Below are 20529 nucleotides of genomic sequence, written 5' to 3'. Positions count from 1 at the left end.
AGTTCCGTGGTTCCGGAGTCGAGAGGATTCGAGGCTGTGAACTCTCCGCGACCGAGTCGTTAAAGAAGCGATCCCATCGGTGCGTCGGCGGCGCGAGAATGGCCTGTATGAGTCCGATGTTCCGGCGCGGCGGGCGCCGTACGCAGAAGTTGGAGAGCGCGGAGAGTGCGGAGAACCTGGAGGCGAAGGTGGCCGAGGGACGGCTTGTCACGTTGATCGGGAAGCCCGGGTGCCATTTGTGCGAGGAGGCGCAGGGGGTGGTGGAGAAGGTGTGTGGAGATCTCGGGGTCCCGTGGGAACAGAAGGACATCACCCAGGACGAGGAGCTGCACCGCGCCTACTGGGAACAGATCCCCGTGGTGCTCGTGGACGGTGCCCAGCACACGTTCTGGCGGGTGAACGAGGACCGGCTGCGCCGCGCGCTCACCCAGTGACCCAGGTGATCTCTTTACCCCGCGATCACCGCAGCCGGCGAGGGAGGAACCACGATGGTGGGCGACCAGCTCCGCGAGAGCGGCGCCGGTTCAGGCGCAGAGGATGCCCGGAAAGTCGCCTAGGATCGACGGCGATTGGTCTCGGGGGCGGGATTCGTTGAGGAGAGTGTGCGGTTTTGCCCCCTTCAGGTGCGGAACGAAGTTGTCTGCGCGCCGGTTCCATACGCGCGCATCGGGAGCGCGTGACCCCCGTCACGTTGCCCGGGCAAATCGGACACCATCTTTGTGCACGCGTTCACAAAGACATAGCCTGCATTCGACGGGGCGGTCTAGGTACGTGTGACCGCCTGCAGCCCCGCGCTACCCGCAGGAGCACCGTGGCAACTGGCCGAACTCACCGACCGGCGACCCGCAGCCGAGGGATTCCCGAGGCCACCGTCGCCCGGCTTCCGCTGTACCTCCGAGCCCTCACCGCACTGTCGGAGCGCTCGGTACCCACCGTCTCCTCCGAGGAGCTCGCGGCGGCAGCGGGAGTCAACTCCGCGAAGCTGCGCAAAGACTTCTCCTACCTCGGCTCCTACGGGACTCGCGGTGTGGGGTACGACGTCGAGTATCTCGTCTACCAGATCTCCCGTGAGCTGGGCCTGACCCAGGACTGGCCGGTTGTGATCGTCGGTATCGGTAACCTCGGCGCCGCGCTGGCCAACTACGGCGGGTTCGCCTCCCGTGGGTTCCGGGTCGCCGCGCTGATCGACGCCGACCCGGAGATGTCCGGCAAGCAGGTCGCCGGGATCGCCGTGCAGCACAGTGACGGCATGGAGAAGATCATCGACGACAACGGCGTCTCCATCGGGGTCATCACCACCCCGCCGGGCGTCGCCCAGGCAGTCTGCGACCGGCTGGTCGCCGCCGGGGTCACCTCCATCCTCAACTTCGCGCCGACCGTCCTGTCCGTCCCGGACGGCGTCGACGTACGCAAGGTCGATCTCTCGATCGAGCTGCAGATCCTCGCCTTCCACGAGCAGCGCAAGGCCGGCGAGGAGGCCGAGGCCCAGGCCAGTGCCCTGGCCCAGGCGCCCCGGGCGAACAACGGCAAAGGGCCCGACGGGGATCTCCCCGCCGTGATGCCGGCATGAGTCTCCTCGTCGTCGGGCTGAGCCACCGCAGCTCTCCGGTCAGCGTCCTCGAGCGGGCCGCACTGACCACGGACTCGCAGGTCAAGCTGCTCCAGGACACCCTTGCCGCCGAGCCGGCCGCCGAAGCCGCGGTGCTGGCCACCTGCAACCGGATCGAGCTGTACGCCGACGTGGACAAGTTCCACGCGGGCGTCGCCGAGCTGTCCACCCTGCTCGCCCAGCACAGCGGGGTCGGGCTCGAGGAGCTCACCCCTTACTTGTACGTGCATTACGAGGACCGGGCCGTCCACCATCTGTTCTCGGTGGCGTGTGGACTCGACTCGATGGTCGTGGGCGAGGGGCAGGTCCTCGGTCAGATCAAGGACGCCCTCGCGACCTCGCAGGAACTGCACACCGCGGGTCGGCTGCTGAACGACCTGTTCCAGCAGTCGCTGCGGGTCGGTAAGCGCGCGCACTCGGAGACCGGCATCGACCGGGCCGGGCAGTCCCTCGTCACCTTCGGCCTGGAGCAGCTGTCGTCCGGCACCGCCGTCGACGCCTGGGCCAAGGGCAAGCGGGCTCTCGTCATCGGCGCCGGCTCCATGTCCTCGCTGGCCGCGGCGACGCTCGCGCGCGCCGGGGTCGCCGAGATCGTCATCGCCAACCGCACGCTGGACCGCGCGGAGCGACTCGCCGAGATCCTCAATGAGGGGAACGGCACGGACGTGTCGGCCCGCGCGGTACCGATGGACTCGGTGCCGCTCGAGCTGACACGTGCCGACGTCGCCGTCTCCTGCACGGGCGCGACGGGGCTCGTCCTGACGGCCGAGTCCGTGGCGGCCGCTGTGGAGGGACGTGTCGGGGAGCCCGTGGTGCACGGCGCCGACTCCGGTCGTACGGCATCGGGCGCGAGCTCGGGTCGTACGGCGATGTCCGCGGCCACCGGCGTCGGCACCGATGACGGCTGCCCTCTCGATCTGTCCAGCGTGCAGGGCACGGCGGGTTTCTCCGTGCTCGGCGAGGCCGCCGTGGCCGGTATGGCCGCGGCCGAGCTGGAGCAGCACGCGGCGTGGGTGGACAAGGGCGACGCGGCGGGCCGCGCCCCGCGTGCCGCGGCCGCGGTGCTCGACCCGCAGGCTGACGCGGAGGCCATCGTGGCGCTCGCGGCTGCTGCTGCCACCGTCGGGCGCGTGCCCGAGCGCCGCAAGCCCGAACCCGTCGCCGAGGCCCCCCGGCCCGCGCCCGTGCTCGCGCTGCTCGACCTGGCCATGCCCCGTGACATCGACGCGGCCGTGCACCGGCTGCTGGGCGTGCGGCTCGTGGACATCGAGTCGCTCGCCGAGGCGTCCGCCGACGCGCCGATGGCCGCCGATGTCGACCTGGTGCGCCGGATCGTCGCCGACGAGGTGGCCGCCTTCGGGGCGGCTCAGCGGGCCGCGCACATCACGCCCACCGTCGTGGCCCTGCGCACCATGGCCGCCGACGTCGTCGCGAACGAGATCGCACGGCTCGACGGGCGGCTGCCCGGCCTCGACGAGAAGCAGCGCGGGGAGATCACGCAGACCGTGCGGCGCGTCGTCGACAAGCTGCTGCACGCGCCGACCGTACGGGTCAAGCAACTGGCCGCCGAACCCGGCGGCGCGGGGTACGCGGATGCGCTGCGGACCCTGTTCGACCTGGACCCCGAGACGGTCGCCTCCGTCTCGCGGGCCGAGAACAACACCGAGAACGCCAAGAACCGAGGGCGAGATGAGTGAGCAGGCACTGAGGCTCGGGACCAGGCGCAGCAAACTCGCCATGGCCCAGTCCGGGCAGGTGGCGGAAGCCGTGAGCCAGGTGACCGGACGGCCGGTCGAGCTCGTGGAGATCACGACGTACGGCGACACCTCCCGTGAGCACCTCGCGCAGATCGGCGGCACCGGAGTCTTCGTCACCGCGTTGCGCGAGGCGCTCCTCAAAGGGGAGATCGACTTCGCCGTGCACTCCCTCAAGGATCTGCCGACCGGGCAGCCCGACGAGCTGGCGCTGGCCGCCGTACCGCTGCGCGAGGACCCGCGTGACGTGCTCGTCGCCCGCGACGGGCGCACCTTCGCCGAGCTGCCCGACGGGGCGCGCATAGGCACCGGGTCGCCGCGCCGGATGGCCCAGCTGAACGCGTACGCACGCGACCATGGGATGACGATCGAGACGGTCCCGATCCGTGGGAACGTCGATACCCGGATCGGGTATGTGCGGAAGGGCGAGCTCGACGCGGTCGTGCTGGCCGCCGCCGGACTGAACCGGATCGGCCGTAGTGAGGAAGTGACCGAGTTCCTTTCGGTCGACACCGTTTTGCCCGCCCCCGGCCAGGGGGCCCTGGCGATCGAGTGTGCCGCGGACAACGCGGATCTCGTCGCCGCGCTCGGTGAGCTCGACGACCCGTTCACCCGGGCCGCCGTGACCGCCGAGCGATCCCTGCTCGCCGCCCTGGAGGCCGGTTGCAGCGCACCTGTGGGTGCCTTCGCCGACCTGCTGGCCGACGGGCAGATTGTCAAGGAAATGCGCCTGCGTGGCGTCGTCGGCACGACCGACGGCTCGACGCTGGTGCAGCTGTCCACCACCGGTCCCGTGCCCGAGACACATGACCAAGCAATGTCGCTCGGCCGTGAACTCGCCGCCGAGATGCTTGCCAAGGGCGCGGCCGGTCTGATGGGGGAGCGAGCACAGTGAGCCCCACCACTCTTCCCGCCGGTCCCGAACACGGGCACGTCACCTTCCTTGGTGCCGGACCCGGAGATCCGGGCCTACTGACACTGCGCGCCGTCGAGGCGCTGGCGAACGCGGATGTACTTGTCGCCGAGCACGAAGTGCTCGACGTGGTCCGCGTCCATGCCAGACAAGGCGTCGCCGTACTGAACACGGATTCGGACACGTCCTCACGTACGTATCCGGGCCCAGGCACGCCTCAGCTGACCGTTGTTGACGGCACGTCAACAACGGTTGGTGACCCCGCGTTGAGGGACGCTGCCAATCTTGTCATGGAGGCCGCGCGGGGCGGCAAGCGGGTCGTGCGTGCGGTGTCCGGTGACCCCGGGCTCGACACGTACGCCGCCGAGGAGATGCTGGCCTGCGCCGCCGCGGGGCTGCCGTTCGAGGTCGTGCCCGGGGTCGCCGCGGCCGTGGGCGTGCCCGCGTACGCCGGTGTGCCGCTGCGGGACGCGCAGGGCGCGGACGTGCGGTTCGTCGATGCGCGTTCGGCCTCGGACCGGTGCTGGACCGAGGTCGGCGCGTCGGACGGGACCGTCGTCGTGTCGGCGACGCTCGACTCCGTGGCCGCGGCCGCGGGTGAGCTGGTCGCCGCGGGGCGCAAGCCCGATACGCCGATGACCGTGACGGTCGCGGGTACCACTACGCGTCAGCGCACGTGGTCCGCCACCCTCGGGACCATCGCGCAGACGCTGAAGCAGGCGAAGGTTCTGCCGTCCCCGGACGGTGGGCGGCCTGTCATAGCCGTGGTCGGTGAGCGTTCCGCCGCGGCTCAGCGTGAGCAGCTCTCGTGGTTCGAGTCCAAGCCGCTGTTCGGCTGGAAGGTGCTCGTGCCGCGCACGAAGGAGCAGGCGGTCTCGCTCTCCGACCAACTGCGTTCGTACGGCGCCGTGCCGCACGAGGTGCCGACGATCGCCGTCGAGCCGCCGCGCACGCCGCAGCAGATGGAGCGGGCGGTCAAGGGCCTGGTGACGGGGCGGTACGAGTGGATCGCCTTCACGTCCGTCAACGCGGTCAAGGCCGTACGGGAGAAGTTCGAGGAGTACGGGCTCGATGCCCGTGCCTTCGCCGGGATCAAGGTCGCGGCGGTGGGCGAACAGACGGCGAAGGCGCTGGTCTCCTTCGGGGTGAAGCCGGATCTGGTGCCGAGCGGGGAGCAGTCCGCGGCCGGTCTGCTCGAGGACTGGCCGCCCTACGATCCGGTGTTCGATCCCATTGACCGGGTGTTCCTTCCCCGTGCCGACATCGCCACCGAGACGTTGGTCGCGGGGCTCATCGAGCTGGGCTGGGAGGTCGACGACGTCACGGCCTACCGGACCGTACGGGCCTCGCCGCCGCCGGCCGAGACGCGCGAGGCGATCAAGGGGGGTGGCTTCGACGCGGTGCTGTTCACGTCGTCGAGCACCGTGCGGAACCTGGTCGGTATCGCGGGTAAGCCGCACAACGTGACGGTGATTGCCTGTATCGGGCCGGCTACCGCCAAGACGGCGGAGGAGCACGGGCTGCGGGTCGATGTGATGGCTCCGGAGCCGTCTGTGCACAAGCTGGCGGAGGCGTTGGCCGACTTCGGGCTGAAGCGGCGGGCTGCGGCTCAGGAGGCGGGGGATCCGGTTACTCGGCCGAGTGAGCGGCGGCCGGGGTCGCGGAGGCGGCGGACCACTTAGTCCGGAGGCGGACCACTTAAGTACGGGTGGGGCGGCGGTAGGTGTTTTTCGCCCCCGCCGCCCCTACCCGTCCCATCCCTGGGGGCTGCCGCCCCCAGCCCCCCGCCGGGTGGTTCTTTTGCTGCGGGCCGTGGGGGCTGGGCGCGCAGTTCCTCGCGCCCCTGAGGGGGCGCGTTTTCGTACCGGCAGGTTGTCGGCAAGGGGGGGTCTGGAGCGGGCGTAGCGTAGGGCTATGACGAAGTACGGATCCTTCCCCGGTACGCGGCCGCGGCGGCTGCGTACGACGCCTGTGATGCGGCGCATGGTCGCCGAGACGCGGCTGCACCCCGCCGACTTCATCCTGCCCGCATTCGTGCGGGAGGGTGTGAGTGAGCCGGTGCCGATCGCGGCGATGCCCGGGGTCGTGCAGCACACGCGGGACAGTCTGAAGAAGGCCGCCCTGGAGGCGGTGCAGGCCGGGATCTCCGGGATCATGCTCTTCGGGGTGCCGGAGGACTCGAAGAAGGACGCCGTGGGGACGCCCGGCACCGATCCGGACGGGATTCTGCAGGTCGCGATCCGCGATGTGCGGGCCGAGGTCGGGGACGAACTGCTCGTCATGTCCGATCTGTGTCTGGACGAGACGACCGATCACGGGCATTGCGGGGTGCTGGACGCGGAAGGGCGTGTCGACAATGACGCGACTCTGGAGCGGTACGCCGAGATGGCCCAGGTCCAGGCCGACGCCGGCGCTCATGTCGTCGGGCCCAGCGGGATGATGGACGGGCAGATCGGGGTCGTCCGTGACGCCCTCGACCAGATCGGGCGGGAGGACGTGGCCATCCTCGCGTACACCGCCAAGTACTCGTCCGCCTTCTACGGGCCCTTCCGGGAGGCCGTCGGCTCCTCGCTGAAGGGCGACCGGAAGACGTACCAGCAGGATCCCGCCAACGCGCGTGAGTCCCTGCGGGAGCTGGCCCTCGACCTGGAGGAGGGGGCCGACATGGTGATGGTCAAGCCGGCCGGACCCTACCTCGACATCCTGGCGAAGGTCGCGGACGCGGTGGACGTGCCGGTCGTCGCCTATCAGATCTCCGGTGAGTACTCGATGATCGAGGCGGCGGCGGAGAAGGGCTGGATCGACCGGGACAAGGCGATCCTGGAGGCCCTGACGGGGATCAAGCGGGCCGGAGCGCAGAACATCCTCACGTACTGGGCGACCGAGGTGGCGCGCCAGTTGCGTTAGCGGGAGCCGGGTCAGCGGTGAGGGGCACTATCAAGTGCCCCTGGGAGTTAGGTTGTTGCTCGGCCAATGACGCGACTCTCCAGGGAGAGGCTCTATGCCCGGTGATGCTCTCAGTCAGGACCCCGCCGAGCTGAGAAGGCGGATCGACACCACCAAGGCGCACCCGGCGCGCGTCTACGACGTCTTCCTCGGCGGCAAGGACAACTACCCGGTCGACCGGGAAGCGGCCGCCGCGGCACTCGCGGCCAATCCGCGGGGCTACCTCGACGTCCGGCACAACCGGGACTTCCTGCGGCGGGCGGTCACCACGCTGACCCAGGAAGCGGGCATCCGCCAGTTCTTGGACATCGGCACGGGGCTGCCGACGCAGGAGAACGTCCACCAGACAGCCCAGCGGATCACCCCGGACGCGCGGGTCGTGTACGTCGACAACGACCCGGTCGTCCTCGCCCACGCGCGTGCCCTGCTCGCCGGCGGCCCCGAGGGCGAGACGGACTACATCGACGCGGACCTGAAGCAGCCCGCCCAGATCCTCGAAGGGGCCGCCAAGACCCTCGACTTCGGCCGGCCGATCGCCCTCGTGCTCGTGGCGGTCCTGCACTTCATCGAGGACGAGGAGGCTTACCCGATAGTGCGTGAGCTCGTGGACGCGCTGCCGTCGGGCAGCCGACTCGTCCTCAGCCATCTCACCGAGGACCTCAACCCGGAGAACATCCGCGCGGTCCAGCGGACGTACACCGAGCGCGGCTTCACCTTCGTCCTGCGGTCGAAGGCCGAGGTCGAGCGTTTCTTCACGGACAACGGCCTGGAGTTGGACGAGCCGGGTGTCGTCCCGGCCCACCACTGGCGTCCCGACGGCGCGGCCCCGGCCCCCGAGAAGGTGGAGGCCGCGTACCTCGCGACCCTCGACGACATCGGGAAGGTCGGCTACCGCGACATCAATGACGTCACGGACGCGGACATCAACGTGTATGCCGCCACCGCAGTCAAGCGCTGAGCGCTGAGCGCTGAGCGCTGAGCGCTGAGCGCTGAGCGCTGAGCGCTCAGCGTTGAGCGTTCGGGTGCGGTGCGGTCCATATCGCGGAATTGATCGTTGTAGTAGGCAGCCATTTCTTTAGGGTGGCGGCACGCAGGGCAGGTGGGGAGTCGTAGCAGAAGGAGTCGTGCCGTGACCGTTTCCGGAGTCGTCCAAGCCGTGCCGCCGCTCGCCGCGCGGGCCACCTCGATCGGCGGGTCGCCGGTACGGGACATCCTCGCGGTCACCGCGCGGCCCGAGGTGATCAACTTCGCGGGCGGGCTGCCCGCACCCGAACTGTTCGACACGGAGGGCATCGCCGCCGCGTACCGGGATGTGCTCGCGGACGAGCCCGAGCGGGCGTTGCAGTACTCGACCACCGAGGGGGAGCCCGTGCTGCGGGCGGCCCTGGCGGGCCGCACCACCGCGCGCGGGCTGGCGACCGACGCGGATGACGTGCTGGTCACCACCGGCTCGCAGCAGGCGCTCTCGCTGCTCGCCACGGCCCTGGTGGAGCCCGGCGACACCGTGCTCGTCGAAAGTCCCTGCTATCTGGCGGCACTTCAGGCGTTCGCGTTCGCCGGGGCGCGGATCGTGGCCGTGCCGGGGGACGAGGACGGGATCGACCCCGACGCGCTGGATGAGCTGGTGGCACGTGAGCGGCCCAAGCTGCTCTACACCGTGCCGACCTTCCAGAATCCGACCGGGCGGACCCTGCCGGGTGAGCGGCGCGCCGCCGTGGCCCGGGTCGCCGCCCTGCGCGGGCTGTGGATCGTGGAGGACGACCCGTACGGAGAGCTCCGCTTTTCGGGGGAGCGGGTGCCGTGGATCGCCTCGTACGACGGTGCCGGGGACCGGACCGTGCTGCTCGGGTCCTTCTCCAAGGTGATGGCACCCGGGATGCGGCTGGGGTGGCTGCGGGCGCCCGCCGCACTGCGTCGTGCCTGTGCCGTCGCCAAGCAGGCCGCCGACCTGCACACCCCGACCGTCAACCAGCTCGCCGCGGCACGGTACTTGGCGGACCGGGACCTCGACGCGCATGTGGCGCGGGTCGCGGGCGTGTACCGGGAGCGGCGTGACGCCATGCTCGCGGGGATCGGCGATGCCCTTCCGGTCGGCTCCACCTGGACCCGGCCCGAGGGCGGGATGTTTCTCTGGGCGCGGCTGCCGGAGCCGTACGACACCACGGCCCTGCTCCGGGGAGTGGTGGAGCAGGGCGTGGCCTACGTGCCCGGCGCGCCCTTCTACGCCAGTGCGCCCGACCCCGCGACGCTGCGGCTCTGCTTTGTCACGCAGACGCCGGAGGAGATCGGGGAGGGATTGCGGCGGCTCGCCAAGGGGCTGCGCGGCTGAGCATCGGCAACCGACGACAACGCCGCAGATGCGCGTGCCAGACCCCGCGTCCGCGGCGTGATCCAAACGACAGGCGCTAGTCCCACCAGAAGGACCAGGACCGCTTGCCCAGCACCTCGTGAGCCGCGTAGGTGCGCAGTGCCTCGTGGTCGCCCTGGGTGATGTTGTCCGGGCAGAAGGCGAAGTGCTCGGCGGCGACCGCCTCGGCCTCGGCCATCGTGGTCGGCGGGGCCGCCACGGACACGACGAGCTGGTCGAAGGTGAGGGCGACCACCCGTATGCCGAAGCGGTCCTCCCAGGAGCGGAGGACCGCGCAGAGCCGGGCCACGTCGCCCGCGTAGTTCACCGCGCCGGACCAGCCGATCGCCGCCGGGATGTCCGCGCTGCGGCGCGCGGGGATCAGGGTGAGGCGCGGTTCCTTGAACCATGAGTCGCTGTCCGCGAGGGAATCGGCGAGTTCGGCGGCTTGGGCGTCGGGGTCGGCGGCCTGTTCGGTGGCGGGTGCGAGGCCCGGCCACTCGGGGCCGTACGGCGCGATCGCCTCGTCGTACGTCGTGGGCTCGCCGAAGACCTCGACGACCCTTTCCTTGCCGGGGTGGTCGTCGTCCGCGCCGAGTTCGTCCGCCGCGTACTCCTCCCAGAACTCCGCCAGCACCTCCTCGGCGTCGTGATCACCGGGATACGACACCTCGTCGGGCATCAACTCCCAGTCCTCCAGGCCGCCTTGGCCGCCGCCGACGTCTATGAGGAGGGGGAGCAGCCCGGCCGTGCGGCGGGCCGGCTCCAGCGCCGCCCAGTCGCGGGGGGCGGCCGGGGCGTCGGCCAGCCAGAGCAGCGGCTCGTGCCACGGGCCCTCCTCCGTCGCATCCATCAGACGGCCCGGCGGAAGTTCAAGTCCGAGCGTGCGCCCGCTCGGATCGGCCGCCAGCGTCGGCAGCGGGTTCGGAAGTGTCGCCATGTCAGTGACTGTAGGGGCAGGCACTGACAACGGCGATCACGTGACGGCGGTGAAGGCCTGCCAGGCTCAGAGGCGCTCGGGGGTCCTGATGCCCAGCAGGGCCATACCCCGGTGCAGGGTGCGGGCCGTGAGGTCGACGAGGAGCAGGCGGTTTTCGACGAGCTCCGTCGGGTTGTCGTCGCTCAGGACCTGGCACTTGTCGTAGAACGAGGTCAGCAGGGACGCCAGCTGGTAGAGGTACGCGGCCAGCTTGTGCGGGGCGTACTCCTCGGCGGCCTCCGCGATCGTCTCCGCGAAGCGGTCCAGGTGCAGGCCCAACTCGCGCTCGGCGGCGACCAGTTCGAGCTCCGGGTGGGCGACCGGGCGCGCCTCGCCCGCCTTGCGGAGGATCGACTGGATACGGGCGTACGCGTACTGGAGGTACACGGACGTGTCGCCGTTCAGCGAGACCATCTGGTCCAGGTCGAACTTGTAGTCCCGTACCGCGGAGGTGGAGAGGTCCGCGTACTTCACGGCGCCGATGCCGACGTAACGGCCGTTCTCCTCGATCTCCTGCTCGGTCAGGCCCACCTTCTCGGCCTTCTCCCGTACGACGGTCGTGGCGCGGTCGATCGCCTCGTCGAGGAGGTCGACCAGCCGGACCGTCTCGCCCTCACGGGTCTTGAACGGCTTGCCGTCCTTGCCCAGCACCGTGCCGAAGGCCAGCTGGATCGCCTTCACGTCGTCGTTGAGCCAGCCCGCCTTGCGGGCCGTTTCGAAGACCATCCTGAAGTGCAGGGACTGGCGGGCGTCGACCACGTACAGCAGCGTCGACGCCTTGAGGTTGTGGACGCGGTCACGGACCGCGGACAGGTCCGTCGCCGCGTAGCCGTAGCCGCCGTCCGACTTCCTGACGATCAGCGGGACCGGGTTGCCGTCCGGGCCCTTGATGTCGTCGAAGAAGACACAGAGGGCGCCCTCGGAGCGGACCGCCACGCCCGACTCCTCGAGGAGGCGGCACGTCTCGTCCAGCATGTCGTTGTAGCCGGACTCGCCGACCACGTCCGGGTCCCGGATCTCCATGTCCAGCTTGTCGAAGACCGAGTAGAAGTAGATCTTCGACTCGTCCACGAACTTCTGCCACATGGCGAGGGTCTCGGGGTCGCCCGCCTGGAGATCGACCACCCGGCGCCGCGCCCGCGTCTTGAACTCCTCGTCGGAGTCGAAGAGCACCCGCGCCGCCTTGTAGAGGCGGTTCAGGTTCGACATCGCTTCCTCGCCGGAAGCCTGGAGGTCGTCGCTCGTCTTGTGGTCCAGCTCGTGCGGGTGCTCGAGCAGGTACTGGATGAGCATGCCGAACTGGGTGCCCCAGTCGCCGATGTGGTGGCGGCGGACGACGGATTCGCCGGTGAACTCCAGGATCTGGACCACCGCGTCGCCGATCACGGCCGACCGCAGGTGACCTACGTGCATCTCCTTCGCCACGTTCGGCTGCGCGTAGTCGATCACTGTCGTGGCGGGGTGCTCCGCGAAGGGCACGCCGAGGCGCTCGGCGTCCGCGTGGCGCGCGGCGAGGTTCTCGGTGATCGCCCTGTCGGTGACCGTGATGTTCAGGAAGCCGGGGCCGGAGACCTCGATGTCCTTGATCAGCTCGCCCGTGGTGATCCGCTCGACGACCTGCGTCGCGAGGTCTCTCGGGTTCGCCTTCGCCTTCTTCGCGAGGGCCAGGATCCCGTTGGCCTGGAAGTCGGCCCGGTCGCTTCGTCGCAGCAGCGGGTCCGCGGAACCGGTCTCCGGCAGGGCTGCCGAGAGGGCGGTCGCGAGGCGCTGGTGGACGGAAGCGGTGAGGGACGTGACCGAGGCCATGTGAGTGGGTGCCGTTCTCCTCGAGGAATTAGGTAGACCTCGCCAGTATCCCATGGGGGGACAAGCCGATTTCTCGGGTGCTGGGTGGTGGCGGGGCGTCATTGAGGGCGTGGGGCCGGGTTTGGTTCGCCCCCGCCGCCCCTACCCGTCCCATCCCCGGGGGCTCCGCCCCCGGACCCCCGCCAGGGGCGCTGCGCCCCTGGACCCTCGCGTCCGGGGCTGCCGCCCCCGGCCCCGCCTCGGGGGCTGCCGCCCCCGGCCCCGCCTCGCCCGGAGGGCTCGTCCTCAAACGCCGGACGGGCTGAAAGATCGCCGACCGGGGTGAGAAGCCGCGCCCGTTGAAAAGGGGTTTTCGCGGATGGCGGGCCAGCTGGGAGAATGGGGGCGTCAGCCGTGTGACCGTGCCGGCTGTTTTAGAGGAAAGAAGGACGTGCCGATCGTGGCTCAGAGCACCGAGACCACCGACTGGGTCTCCCGTTACGCGGATGAGGTCATCGAGGAGTCGGAGCGCCGGGCCCCGGGCAAACCCGTTGTCGTCGCGTCCGGGCTGTCACCCTCAGGGCCGATCCACCTCGGCAACCTCCGCGAGGTCATGACCCCGCATCTTGTCGCCGACGAGATCCGGCGGCGTGGTTACACCGTGCGCCACCTGCTTTCCTGGGACGACTACGACCGCTATCGCAAGGTTCCGGCGGGGGTCGCGGGTGTCGACGAGTCGTGGGGCGAGCACATCGGCAAGCCGCTGACCTCCGTACCCGCGCCCGCCGGATCCGCGTACCCGAGCTGGGCCGAGCACTTCAAGGCCGCGATGGTCGAGGCGCTCGCCGAGCTGGGTGTCGAGTACGACGGGATCAGCCAGACCGAGCAGTACACCTCCGGTGTCTATCGCGAGCAGGTGCTGTTCGCGATGAAGCACCGCGGTGACATCGACGCGATCCTCGACCAGTACCGGACCAAGAAGGCGCCTGCCAAGAAGCAGCAGAAGCCCCTTGACGAAGCTGAGGTCGAGGCCGCCGAAGGGTCCGGTGCCGCCGCCGAGGACGACGGCAGCTCGGCCGCCGGGTACTACCCGTACAAGCCCTACTGCGGGCAGTGCGAGAAGGACCTCACCACCGTCACGGCCTATGACGACGACTCGACCGAGCTGGCGTACGCCTGCTCCGCCTGCGGGTTCTCCGAGACCGTGCGGCTGAGCGAGTTCAACCGCGGCAAGCTGGTCTGGAAGGTCGACTGGCCCATGCGCTGGGCCTACGAGGGTGTCGTCTTCGAGCCGAGCGGTGTCGACCACTCCTCGCCGGGGTCGAGCTTCCAGGTCGGCGGGCAGATCGTCGGGATCTTCGGCGGGAAGCAGCCGATCGGGCCCATGTATGCCTTCGTCGGCATCAGCGGGATGGCGAAGATGTCCAGCAGCAAGGGGGGCGTGCCCACGCCCGCCGACGCGCTCCAGATCATGGAGCCCCAGCTGCTGCGCTGGCTGTACGCCCGCCGTCGGCCCAACCAGTCGTTCAAGATCGCCTTCGACCAGGAGATCCAGCGGCTCTACGACGAGTGGGACAAGCTCGAGGGGAAGGTGGCCGACGGGTCCGTGCTGCCCGCGGATGCCGCCGCTCACGCTCGCGCCGTCGGCACCGCCGCCGGTGAGCTGCCCAGGACGCCTCGCCCGATGGCGTACCGCACCCTCGCCTCCGTCGCCGACATCACCGCCGGCGCCGAGGACCAGACCCTGCGGATCCTGAGCGAGCTCGACCCCGAGAACCCGCTGGCCTCCCTGGACGAGGTCCGGCCCCGGCTCGACAAGGCCGAGACCTGGATCAACACGCAGGTCCCGGCCGAGGAGCGCACCGTCGTCCGCGACGAGCCCGACACGGAGCTTCTGAAGTCCCTCGACGACCAGGGGCGCGAATCCCTGCGCCTGCTGCTCGACGGACTCGACGCCAACTGGTCCCTGGACGGCCTGACCCACCTCGTCTACGGCGTCCCCAAGGTCCAGGCCGGCTTCCCCGCCGACGCCACCGCCAAGGAACTTCCGCCCGAGATCAAGGTCGCCCAGCGCACCTTCTTCGCCCTGCTCTACCACCTGCTGGTCGGGCGTGACACGGGTCCGCGCCTGCCCACGCTGCTGCTCGCGGTGGGCCAGGACCGGGTGCGCAAGCTGCTCGCGGCGTAGGGCCTTCGGCTGTACGAGGATGGGGGTGCCCGGTGACCACCGGGCACCCCCATCGACGTACGCACTGCCCTGCTTACGCGATGTGGTCTTCCTGAAGTTCCGCCGTGTGGCGGTTGGTGAAGCGGTTGACCATCCGGTCGGCCTCGCGCTGCGGGAGCGTGGTGCCGTACGTCGCCTCCACGTCATCCCTGAACTGGCCAGAGGTCGGATAGCTGCCGTCTATCGACTTCTTGAAGACCAGGTAGTAGTCCTCCTCGGTCGGCTCCGTGCCGCCGCCCGCACCCATCTCACGGGTACGGCCAGGGCCGGACGGGATCGGGAAGGTACCGGTGTCCTCCGGAGAGGGCTCCGGGGCGGGGGCAGGCTGCTCCTCGTACCGCTGCTGCGGGAACGTCTGCTGCTCGAACAGCTGCTGTTCCTCGAACTGCCGCCGAGCCTGAAACTGCTGCTGTTCCTCGAACTGCTCGGCCTGCTGCTGCTCCTCGTACCACAGCCTGTACGCGACATCCGGGTCGTACGTCGGGTCGTAGCCGCCCTGATACGCGACGGACTGGGGGTCCCGCGCCTGAAGCCACTGACTCTGCGGCTCGGGGTAGTCCTCCGGCTGCTGCAGCGCAGGGGCTGCGGGAGATTCCAGTGCCGGCTGTTCGGAGGCCGCGGGTGCCGCCTCGACCGGAGTCGGTGCTGCCGGGACCGGGGCCGGGGGCAGGAGCGCCGGCTCTATGCCTGCCGCCGCCAGGCCCGCGGGGGCCGTCTGCACCAGGGGGACGCCGTACTTCGCGAGGCGCAGCGGCATCAGGGACTCGACCGGGGCCTTGCGGCGCCAGGCGCGGCCGAAGCGGGAGCGCAGCCGGGCCTGGTAGACGAGACGTTCCTGCTCCAGCTTGATGACCTGCTCGTAGGAGCGCAGCTCCCACAGCTTCATGCGGCGCCAGAGGAGGAAGGTGGGGAGTGGGGAGAGCAGCCAGCGGGTGAGGCGGACGCCCTCCATGTGCTTGTCGGCCGTGATGTCGGCGATGCGGCCGATCGCGTGCCGGGCCGCCTCGACGGAGACCACGAAGAGGATCGGGATGACGGCGTGCATGCCGACGCCCAGCGGGTCCGGCCAGGCCGCCGCGCCGTTGAACGCGATCGTCGCGATCGTCAGCAGCCACGCCGTCTGGCGCAGCAGCGGGAAGGGGATCCTGATCCAGGTCAGGAGCAGGTCCAGGGCCAGCAGGACGCAGATGCCCGCGTCGATGCCTATCGGGAAGACGTACGAAAAGTTCCCGAAGCCCTTCTGGATCGCGAGCTCGCGGACGGCCGCGTACGAACCGGCGAAGCCGATGCCCGCGATGACGACCGCACCGGCGACGACCACGCCGATGAGAATCCGGTGCGTACGTGTGAGCTGAATGGGCGCGGACACCCGTACTCCCCTCCCCTTGCTTGTTGTTGCGCGCAACAGGGTGGCACATCTGTACGCCGCACGGGCGGGCGGTATGCGAGGAGCCCGGTCCCCGTAGGGCCGGACTCCCGCAAATGTGCTGGTCTGTCTACGAGTTGGGCCGCCGGAGCGGGTCCGGGGTCAGCTCTTCTTGGTGGCGGACTTGGACGGGGTCGCGCTCTTGGTGGCCGACTTCGAGGGGGAAGCGGACTTGGAGGGAGAGGCCGACTTGGAGGGGGAAGCCGACTTCGTCGGGGCGGTGGTCGCCCTGCTGCTGTCCTTGTTCGTGGTGGCCACCGCGGCCACCGCCTCCTTGGCGGCCTTCTGCGCGGCCTTCGTCAGATCGTCCGCGCTGGGGGTCTTGTCGCCCGCCAGACCGGCGCCGTTGTAGTCGACGGTGACGACGACGTTCTCGACGCGCGTGACGACCGTCTGCTGCTTGAAGGTGCCTTCCTTCTTCTTCAGGTCGTAGCGCACCACCGTCGCCTCGTCGCCGACTCCGGCCACCGGCTCCGACTTGGTGTTCTTCGCTCCGGATATCGCCTGCGCGTCCTTGACCTGCTTCTCGTAGTAGGTCTGCGCGAGTTGGTTGCCCTCGCCGCGGGCCGCGTCCGAGTCGAAGCGCAGCAGCGCCACGTTCAGCCAGCGGAACTGGGAGCCGTCCACACCGTTGTTGTCGAGGCTGTTCCAGGAGCAGCTGCCGCGGGTGTCCGCGTCGTCCGACTTGGCCGTCTTGGCGGACTTGAGGCCCTTGGGGACCAGGTCGCCCAGCGTCTTCTTCGACAGCGCGGCGCAGGGCTCGGGGAGGGTCGAGTAGGCGGCTGCCGCGACGGCGCTCGCGGAGGCGCTCGGGGACGCCGTCGACGTCGCATCGGCGCTCTGTGCCGCGTTCGCGTTGTCACCGGAGCTGGAGTCGGAGCCGGAGTCCGAGGAGCAGCCGGCGGCGACGAGAACCACCGGTACGGCGGCTGCGCTGACAAGGATGCGGGTGAGTCGCGGGGCTCGGCCTACTCGCTGTGCTGGTCGGTGCATGGTTCCTTCACTCGTGGCGCTCGTGGTGCGGCCGCACATGGAACGCGCGACCGGTCGGGTCCGAGGGGCCACGGTACGCGGTGAGACAGCTGAGCGTTTCCTGTTCGCGTGTTCGCGGGAGACGCCCGGCCGCCTCGACGGACCCGCTAGCTGTTGAGCCGGTCGACGAGCTTCTCCGCCAGCTTCCGCGCCTTGTCCTGCATTTCCTTGCTGTCCGGGGCGGTGTTGAAGGCGGTGGCCGAGGCGGTCGGCTGCTCGGTGTACTCGATCGTCACGATCACGTTGGACGTGCGGAACACCACAGTCACCGTGCGCTGCTGCGAGGTCGAGGAGGTGGTGCTCAGCTTGTCGTTCAGGAACGCCTGGTCGCCGAGGTCGTCGAGGATACGGGGCTGGAGCGAGGCGAGGGTCTCGGCGGCACCTGGCGAGGCGGAGGTGGCGGTGGGGCTTGTGTCGGAGGGGGTGGGGGTGGCGGAGCTCTCGTCGGTGGGGGTGGCGTCGGTGCCGGTGCCGGTCGCGGAGTCGGACGCGGTGGCCGAGGGGGAGGGCTCGGGGAGGTCCGCCTGGGTCTCCTCGGTTCCGTAGACGTCCTCGGCGCGGCTGTCGTCGCTCACCGCGTTGTCGTACGAGACCACGCGCTCGAAGTCGACGCGGAGGTGGTCGGTGGCGTTCGTGGACTCCACCTTCCAACTGCAGCCGACGCGGCGGTCGGTGTCGTACGTGGGCGTGGCCGTGCCTTCGTAGGCCGTGTCGCGCCCGTCCTGGTCGGTGATCTGCTCGATGCCGGGCAGCAGGGAGTCGAGGCTGTCCTCGTCGACGGCGGCGCAGGCCTCGGGGAGCGTGCGGTACCTGCCCGGCTGGGCGGCCGCCGGGGTGGTCGTGGCGCCGCTGCCCGGCTTGGCGTCGTCCGTCGTGTCGTCGCTTCCGGAACCGCCGGTGCAGCCGGCCAGCAGTGCCGCGAGGAGCGCGGCGACGCCGGATACATACGCCTTCCGCTGCACGGTGAGGCTCCTCTCGACGGCTCCCGGCGGCCTGTGGCCCGGGATGTCCTGTGGTGCTGTCCTTGGGTTATTCGGTTGCCGCGTGGGGGCGGCCCCTGGAGACAATGTGTATCGCACGCAATGCCGTGAACGCCGGTCCGTTGTCCTGTACGTCGACCTTGGCGCCGTTTTTGCGTTATGTGACTTCTGTGGGTTTCCGGGGGAATGAGGATGTTATGTCGTACGTAGAGATACCGGGGGCGAAGGTCCCCATCCGTATGTGGACCGACCCGGCGTCGGTCGAGGACGTCGCCCTGCGCCAGCTCCAGAACGTGGCCACGCTGCCGTGGATCAAGGGACTGGCCGTGATGCCGGACGTGCATTACGGGAAGGGTGCGACGGTGGGGTCGGTCATCGCGATGCGGGGTGCGGTGTGTCCCGCGGCGGTGGGGGTGGACATCGGGTGCGGGATGTCGGCCGTCCGGACCTCGCTGACCGCCAATGATCTGCCGGGGGATCTTTCGCGGCTGCGGTCGAAGATCGAGGAGGCCGTTCCGGTGGGGCGGGGGATGCATGACTCGCCGGTCGAGCCCGGGCGGTTCCATGGGCTGGCCACGGCCGGGTGGGACGACTTCTGGGGGCGGTTCGATGGGGTCGCGGAAGCGGTGAAGTTCCGGCAAGGGCGGGCTACTTTGCAGATGGGAACACTCGGCTCGGGGAATCACTACCTTGAGCTACTGCTCGATTCTGAGGGCTCTGTGTGGCTCACGCTTCATTCCGGGTCTCGGAACATCGGCAAGGAGCTGGCCGAGTACCACATTGGTGTGGCGCAGAAACTCCCGCACAACCAGGGCCTGGTCGACCGTGATCTCGCTGTCTTCATTGCGGACACTCCGCAGATGGCGGCGTACCGGAACGACCTCTTCTGGGCGCAGGAGTACGCGAAGTACAACCGCACGATCATGATGGCGCTCCTCAAGGATGTGATCCGTAAGGAGTTCAAGAAGGCGAAGCCCACCTTCGAGCCGGAGATCTCCTGCCACCACAACTATGTTGCGGAGGAGCGGTACGAGGGAATGGACCTGCTGGTGACCCGCAAGGGCGCGATCCGTGCGGGCTCCGGCGAGTACGGGATCATCCCGGGCTCGATGGGCACCAGCTCATACATTGTGAAGGGACTCGGAAACGAGATGGCCTTCAACTCGGCGTCTCACGGGGCGGGGCGGCGCATGAGCCGGAACGCTGCGAAGCGCCGCTTCACGACGAAGGACCTGGAGGAGCAGACGCGAGGCGTGGAATGCCGTAAGGACTCCGGCGTCGTGGATGAAATTCCGGGTGCGTACAAGCCGATCGAGCAGGTGATGGAGCAGCAGCGCGATCTCGTCGAGGTCGTGGCCAAGTTGAAGCAGTTCATCTGTGTGAAGGGCTGACGTGGGGGTCCGGGACGTTTCGGCCCGGACCCCAGGCTCAGCAATTCACTGGGTTCGTGGAGAGGCAGTCCAGGCGGCAGAGGGTGCGGCCGGAGGTGGCGATGCGGCGTTCTGCCTCCGCCGGCATGCGGCGGCCGGTCCCGGTACTGGTCCGACCGGGGGAACATGCTCCGCCCAACAGCCCAAGGGCGACTCGCGGGACTCGCCGCCCGCCGTGGCCGGTGATTGCGTGACTCCGGCCGGGCCGGCTGCGGCCGGGCCGGATCCGAGCCGCGCAGCGAGAAGGCAGGGCCATCATGGACGTCACCGTGGACGCACCGCGGGCAGTGATCCCGGCACATTTGCTGAAAGGCCAGAAGGCGCTGGTCACCGGTGCCAACTCGGGCATCGGCATGGCGACGGCCATCGGGTTGGGCCGGGCCGGCGCCGACGTGGTCGTGAACTACGTGGCCGACCCTGACGCAGCCGAGAAGGTGGTCGAGGAGATCACCTCGTTCGGAGTGCGCGCGGCGGCCTACCAGGCGGACGTGTCCCAGGAGGACCAGGTCACAGCCATGATCGACCGGATGGTCGAGGAGTTCGGGACGATCGACATCCTGGTCGCCAACGCCGGTATGCAGCGCGACGCCCGGTTCACCGAGATGACCCTCGGCCAGTGGCAGAAGGTCATCGACGTCAATCTCACCGGCCAGTTCCTGTGCGCCCGGGAGGCGACCAAGGAGTTCCGGCGCCGCGGGGTCGTCCCCGAGGTGTCCCGCGCCGCCGGGAAGATCATCTGCATGAGTTCGGTGCACCAGCTCATCCCCTGGGCGGGCCACGTCAACTACGCCTCCTCCAAGGGCGGCGTGCAGATGATGATGGCGACGCTGGCCCAGGAGCTGGCCCCGGAGAAGATCCGGGTGAACGCGGTCGCGCCCGGGGCGATCAGGACGCCGATCAACCGCAGCGCCTGGGACACGCCCGAGGCAAGCAAGGACCTGCTGAGGCTGATTCCGTATGACCGCATCGGTGACCCCGAGGACATCGCCAACGCGGTGGTCGCACTCTCCTCCGACCTCATGGACTACGTGGTGGGGACCACGATCTACGTCGACGGCGGGATGACTCTCTTCCCGGGCTTCGCCACCGGCGGCTGACCTT

16 protein-coding genes are annotated in these 20529 nt (G+C 69.6%); 11 read left to right on the top strand and 5 right to left on the bottom strand.

Annotated features, from left to right (window positions below):
• Positions 1 to 98 precede the first annotated feature (98 nt).
• From AB0D57_RS03895 to AB0D57_RS03860, 8 genes are all read left to right on the top strand, one after another.
• Positions 99 to 434, top strand: coding sequence for a glutaredoxin family protein (locus AB0D57_RS03895; protein ID WP_362066643.1), 336 nt, complete (start codon positions 99 to 101; stop codon positions 432 to 434).
• 377 nt (positions 435 to 811) lie between these two features.
• On the top strand, positions 812 to 1570 hold the full coding sequence (locus AB0D57_RS03890) for a redox-sensing transcriptional repressor Rex (protein WP_362066641.1): 759 nt from the start codon (positions 812 to 814) through the stop codon (positions 1568 to 1570).
• A complete protein-coding gene (locus AB0D57_RS03885) occupies positions 1567 to 3306 on the top strand; it encodes a glutamyl-tRNA reductase (protein ID WP_362066639.1) in 1740 nt (579 codons plus the stop codon). The genes AB0D57_RS03890 and AB0D57_RS03885 overlap by 4 nt, the downstream gene beginning before the upstream one ends.
• Positions 3299 to 4258, top strand: a complete 960-nt coding sequence (gene hemC / locus AB0D57_RS03880; protein ID WP_362066637.1) for a hydroxymethylbilane synthase — start codon at positions 3299 to 3301, stop codon at positions 4256 to 4258. The genes AB0D57_RS03885 and hemC overlap by 8 nt, the downstream gene beginning before the upstream one ends.
• Positions 4255 to 5958 (top strand): uroporphyrinogen-III synthase, encoded by a 1704-nt coding sequence (locus AB0D57_RS03875; RefSeq protein WP_362066635.1) that lies wholly within the window; start codon positions 4255 to 4257, stop codon positions 5956 to 5958. Before hemC ends, AB0D57_RS03875 begins: the two co-directional genes overlap by 4 nt.
• A gap of 232 nt (positions 5959 to 6190) precedes the next feature.
• On the top strand, positions 6191 to 7183 hold the full coding sequence (gene hemB / locus AB0D57_RS03870; protein WP_362066633.1) for a porphobilinogen synthase: 993 nt from the start codon (positions 6191 to 6193) through the stop codon (positions 7181 to 7183).
• Between the two features lie 94 nt (positions 7184 to 7277).
• Positions 7278 to 8180 carry an SAM-dependent methyltransferase gene (locus AB0D57_RS03865; RefSeq protein ID WP_362066631.1) on the top strand — a complete coding sequence of 301 codons (903 nt, stop codon included), beginning with the start codon at positions 7278 to 7280 and terminating at the stop codon, positions 8178 to 8180.
• A 171-nt stretch (positions 8181 to 8351) separates the two neighbouring features.
• Entirely contained in the window at positions 8352 to 9551 is a 1200-nt protein-coding gene (locus tag AB0D57_RS03860) for a PLP-dependent aminotransferase family protein (RefSeq protein ID WP_362066629.1), read from the top strand.
• Between the two features lie 76 nt (positions 9552 to 9627).
• Here the strand turns inward: AB0D57_RS03860 and AB0D57_RS03855 are convergent, their stop codons facing one another.
• Both AB0D57_RS03855 and argS read right to left on the bottom strand, forming a co-directional pair.
• A complete protein-coding gene (locus tag AB0D57_RS03855; protein ID WP_362066627.1) occupies positions 9628 to 10509 on the bottom strand; it encodes a DUF4253 domain-containing protein in 882 nt (293 codons plus the stop codon).
• A 66-nt stretch (positions 10510 to 10575) separates the two neighbouring features.
• The gene (gene argS / locus AB0D57_RS03850) at positions 10576 to 12354 is read right to left on the bottom strand and encodes an arginine--tRNA ligase (RefSeq protein WP_362066625.1); all 1779 of its coding nucleotides are present in this window, start codon (positions 12352 to 12354) and stop codon (positions 10576 to 10578) included.
• 430 nt (positions 12355 to 12784) lie between these two features.
• On the opposite strand from argS, the gene lysS reads away from it, so the two are divergent.
• The gene (gene lysS, locus AB0D57_RS03845) at positions 12785 to 14521 is read left to right on the top strand and encodes a lysine--tRNA ligase (protein WP_362066623.1); all 1737 of its coding nucleotides are present in this window, start codon (positions 12785 to 12787) and stop codon (positions 14519 to 14521) included.
• Between the two features lie 73 nt (positions 14522 to 14594).
• On the opposite strand, the gene AB0D57_RS03840 is transcribed toward lysS, so the two are convergent.
• The 3 genes from AB0D57_RS03840 to AB0D57_RS03830 all read right to left on the bottom strand — a co-directional run bounded on the left by AB0D57_RS03840 (position 14595) and on the right by AB0D57_RS03830 (position 17980).
• Positions 14595 to 15929, bottom strand: coding sequence for a DUF2637 domain-containing protein (locus AB0D57_RS03840; protein WP_362066621.1), 1335 nt, complete (start codon positions 15927 to 15929; stop codon positions 14595 to 14597).
• A gap of 159 nt (positions 15930 to 16088) precedes the next feature.
• On the bottom strand, positions 16089 to 16979 hold the full coding sequence (locus tag AB0D57_RS03835) for a DUF3558 domain-containing protein (protein WP_362066619.1): 891 nt from the start codon (positions 16977 to 16979) through the stop codon (positions 16089 to 16091).
• Between the two features lie 146 nt (positions 16980 to 17125).
• Complete coding sequence (locus tag AB0D57_RS03830; protein WP_362066617.1) at positions 17126 to 17980, bottom strand: DUF3558 domain-containing protein; 855 nt, start codon at positions 17978 to 17980, stop codon at positions 17126 to 17128.
• Positions 17981 to 18195: 215 nt separating this feature from the next.
• On the opposite strand from AB0D57_RS03830, the gene AB0D57_RS03825 reads away from it, so the two are divergent.
• Positions 18196 to 19389, top strand: a complete 1194-nt coding sequence (locus AB0D57_RS03825) for an RtcB family protein (protein WP_362066615.1) — start codon at positions 18196 to 18198, stop codon at positions 19387 to 19389.
• A 296-nt stretch (positions 19390 to 19685) separates the two neighbouring features.
• Positions 19686 to 20525 carry an SDR family oxidoreductase gene (locus AB0D57_RS03820; RefSeq protein WP_362066612.1) on the top strand — a complete coding sequence of 280 codons (840 nt, stop codon included), beginning with the start codon at positions 19686 to 19688 and terminating at the stop codon, positions 20523 to 20525.
• Positions 20526 to 20529 lie beyond the last annotated feature (4 nt).

The organism is Streptomyces sp. NPDC048275 (assembly GCF_040652275.1).
Taxonomy (GTDB): domain Bacteria; phylum Actinomycetota; class Actinomycetes; order Streptomycetales; family Streptomycetaceae; genus Streptomyces.
This window is presented reverse-complemented; position numbering and strand designations above follow the sequence as displayed.

Coding starts and splice junctions, on each gene's coding strand:
- AB0D57_RS03895 (WP_362066643.1), top strand. CDS start 99: ATGGCCTGTATGAGTCCGATGTTCCGGCGCGGCGGGCGCCGTACGCAG.
- AB0D57_RS03885 (WP_362066639.1), top strand. CDS start 1,567: ATGAGTCTCCTCGTCGTCGGGCTGAGCCACCGCAGCTCTCCGGTCAGC.
- hemC (WP_362066637.1), top strand. CDS start 3,299: ATGAGTGAGCAGGCACTGAGGCTCGGGACCAGGCGCAGCAAACTCGCC.
- hemB (WP_362066633.1), top strand. CDS start 6,191: ATGACGAAGTACGGATCCTTCCCCGGTACGCGGCCGCGGCGGCTGCGT.
- AB0D57_RS03865 (WP_362066631.1), top strand. CDS start 7,278: ATGCCCGGTGATGCTCTCAGTCAGGACCCCGCCGAGCTGAGAAGGCGG.
- AB0D57_RS03855 (WP_362066627.1), bottom strand. CDS start 10,509: ATGGCGACACTTCCGAACCCGCTGCCGACGCTGGCGGCCGATCCGAGC.
- argS (WP_362066625.1), bottom strand. CDS start 12,354: ATGGCCTCGGTCACGTCCCTCACCGCTTCCGTCCACCAGCGCCTCGCG.
- AB0D57_RS03835 (WP_362066619.1), bottom strand. CDS start 16,979: ATGCACCGACCAGCACAGCGAGTAGGCCGAGCCCCGCGACTCACCCGC.
- AB0D57_RS03825 (WP_362066615.1), top strand. CDS start 18,196: ATGTCGTACGTAGAGATACCGGGGGCGAAGGTCCCCATCCGTATGTGG.
- AB0D57_RS03820 (WP_362066612.1), top strand. CDS start 19,686: ATGGACGTCACCGTGGACGCACCGCGGGCAGTGATCCCGGCACATTTG.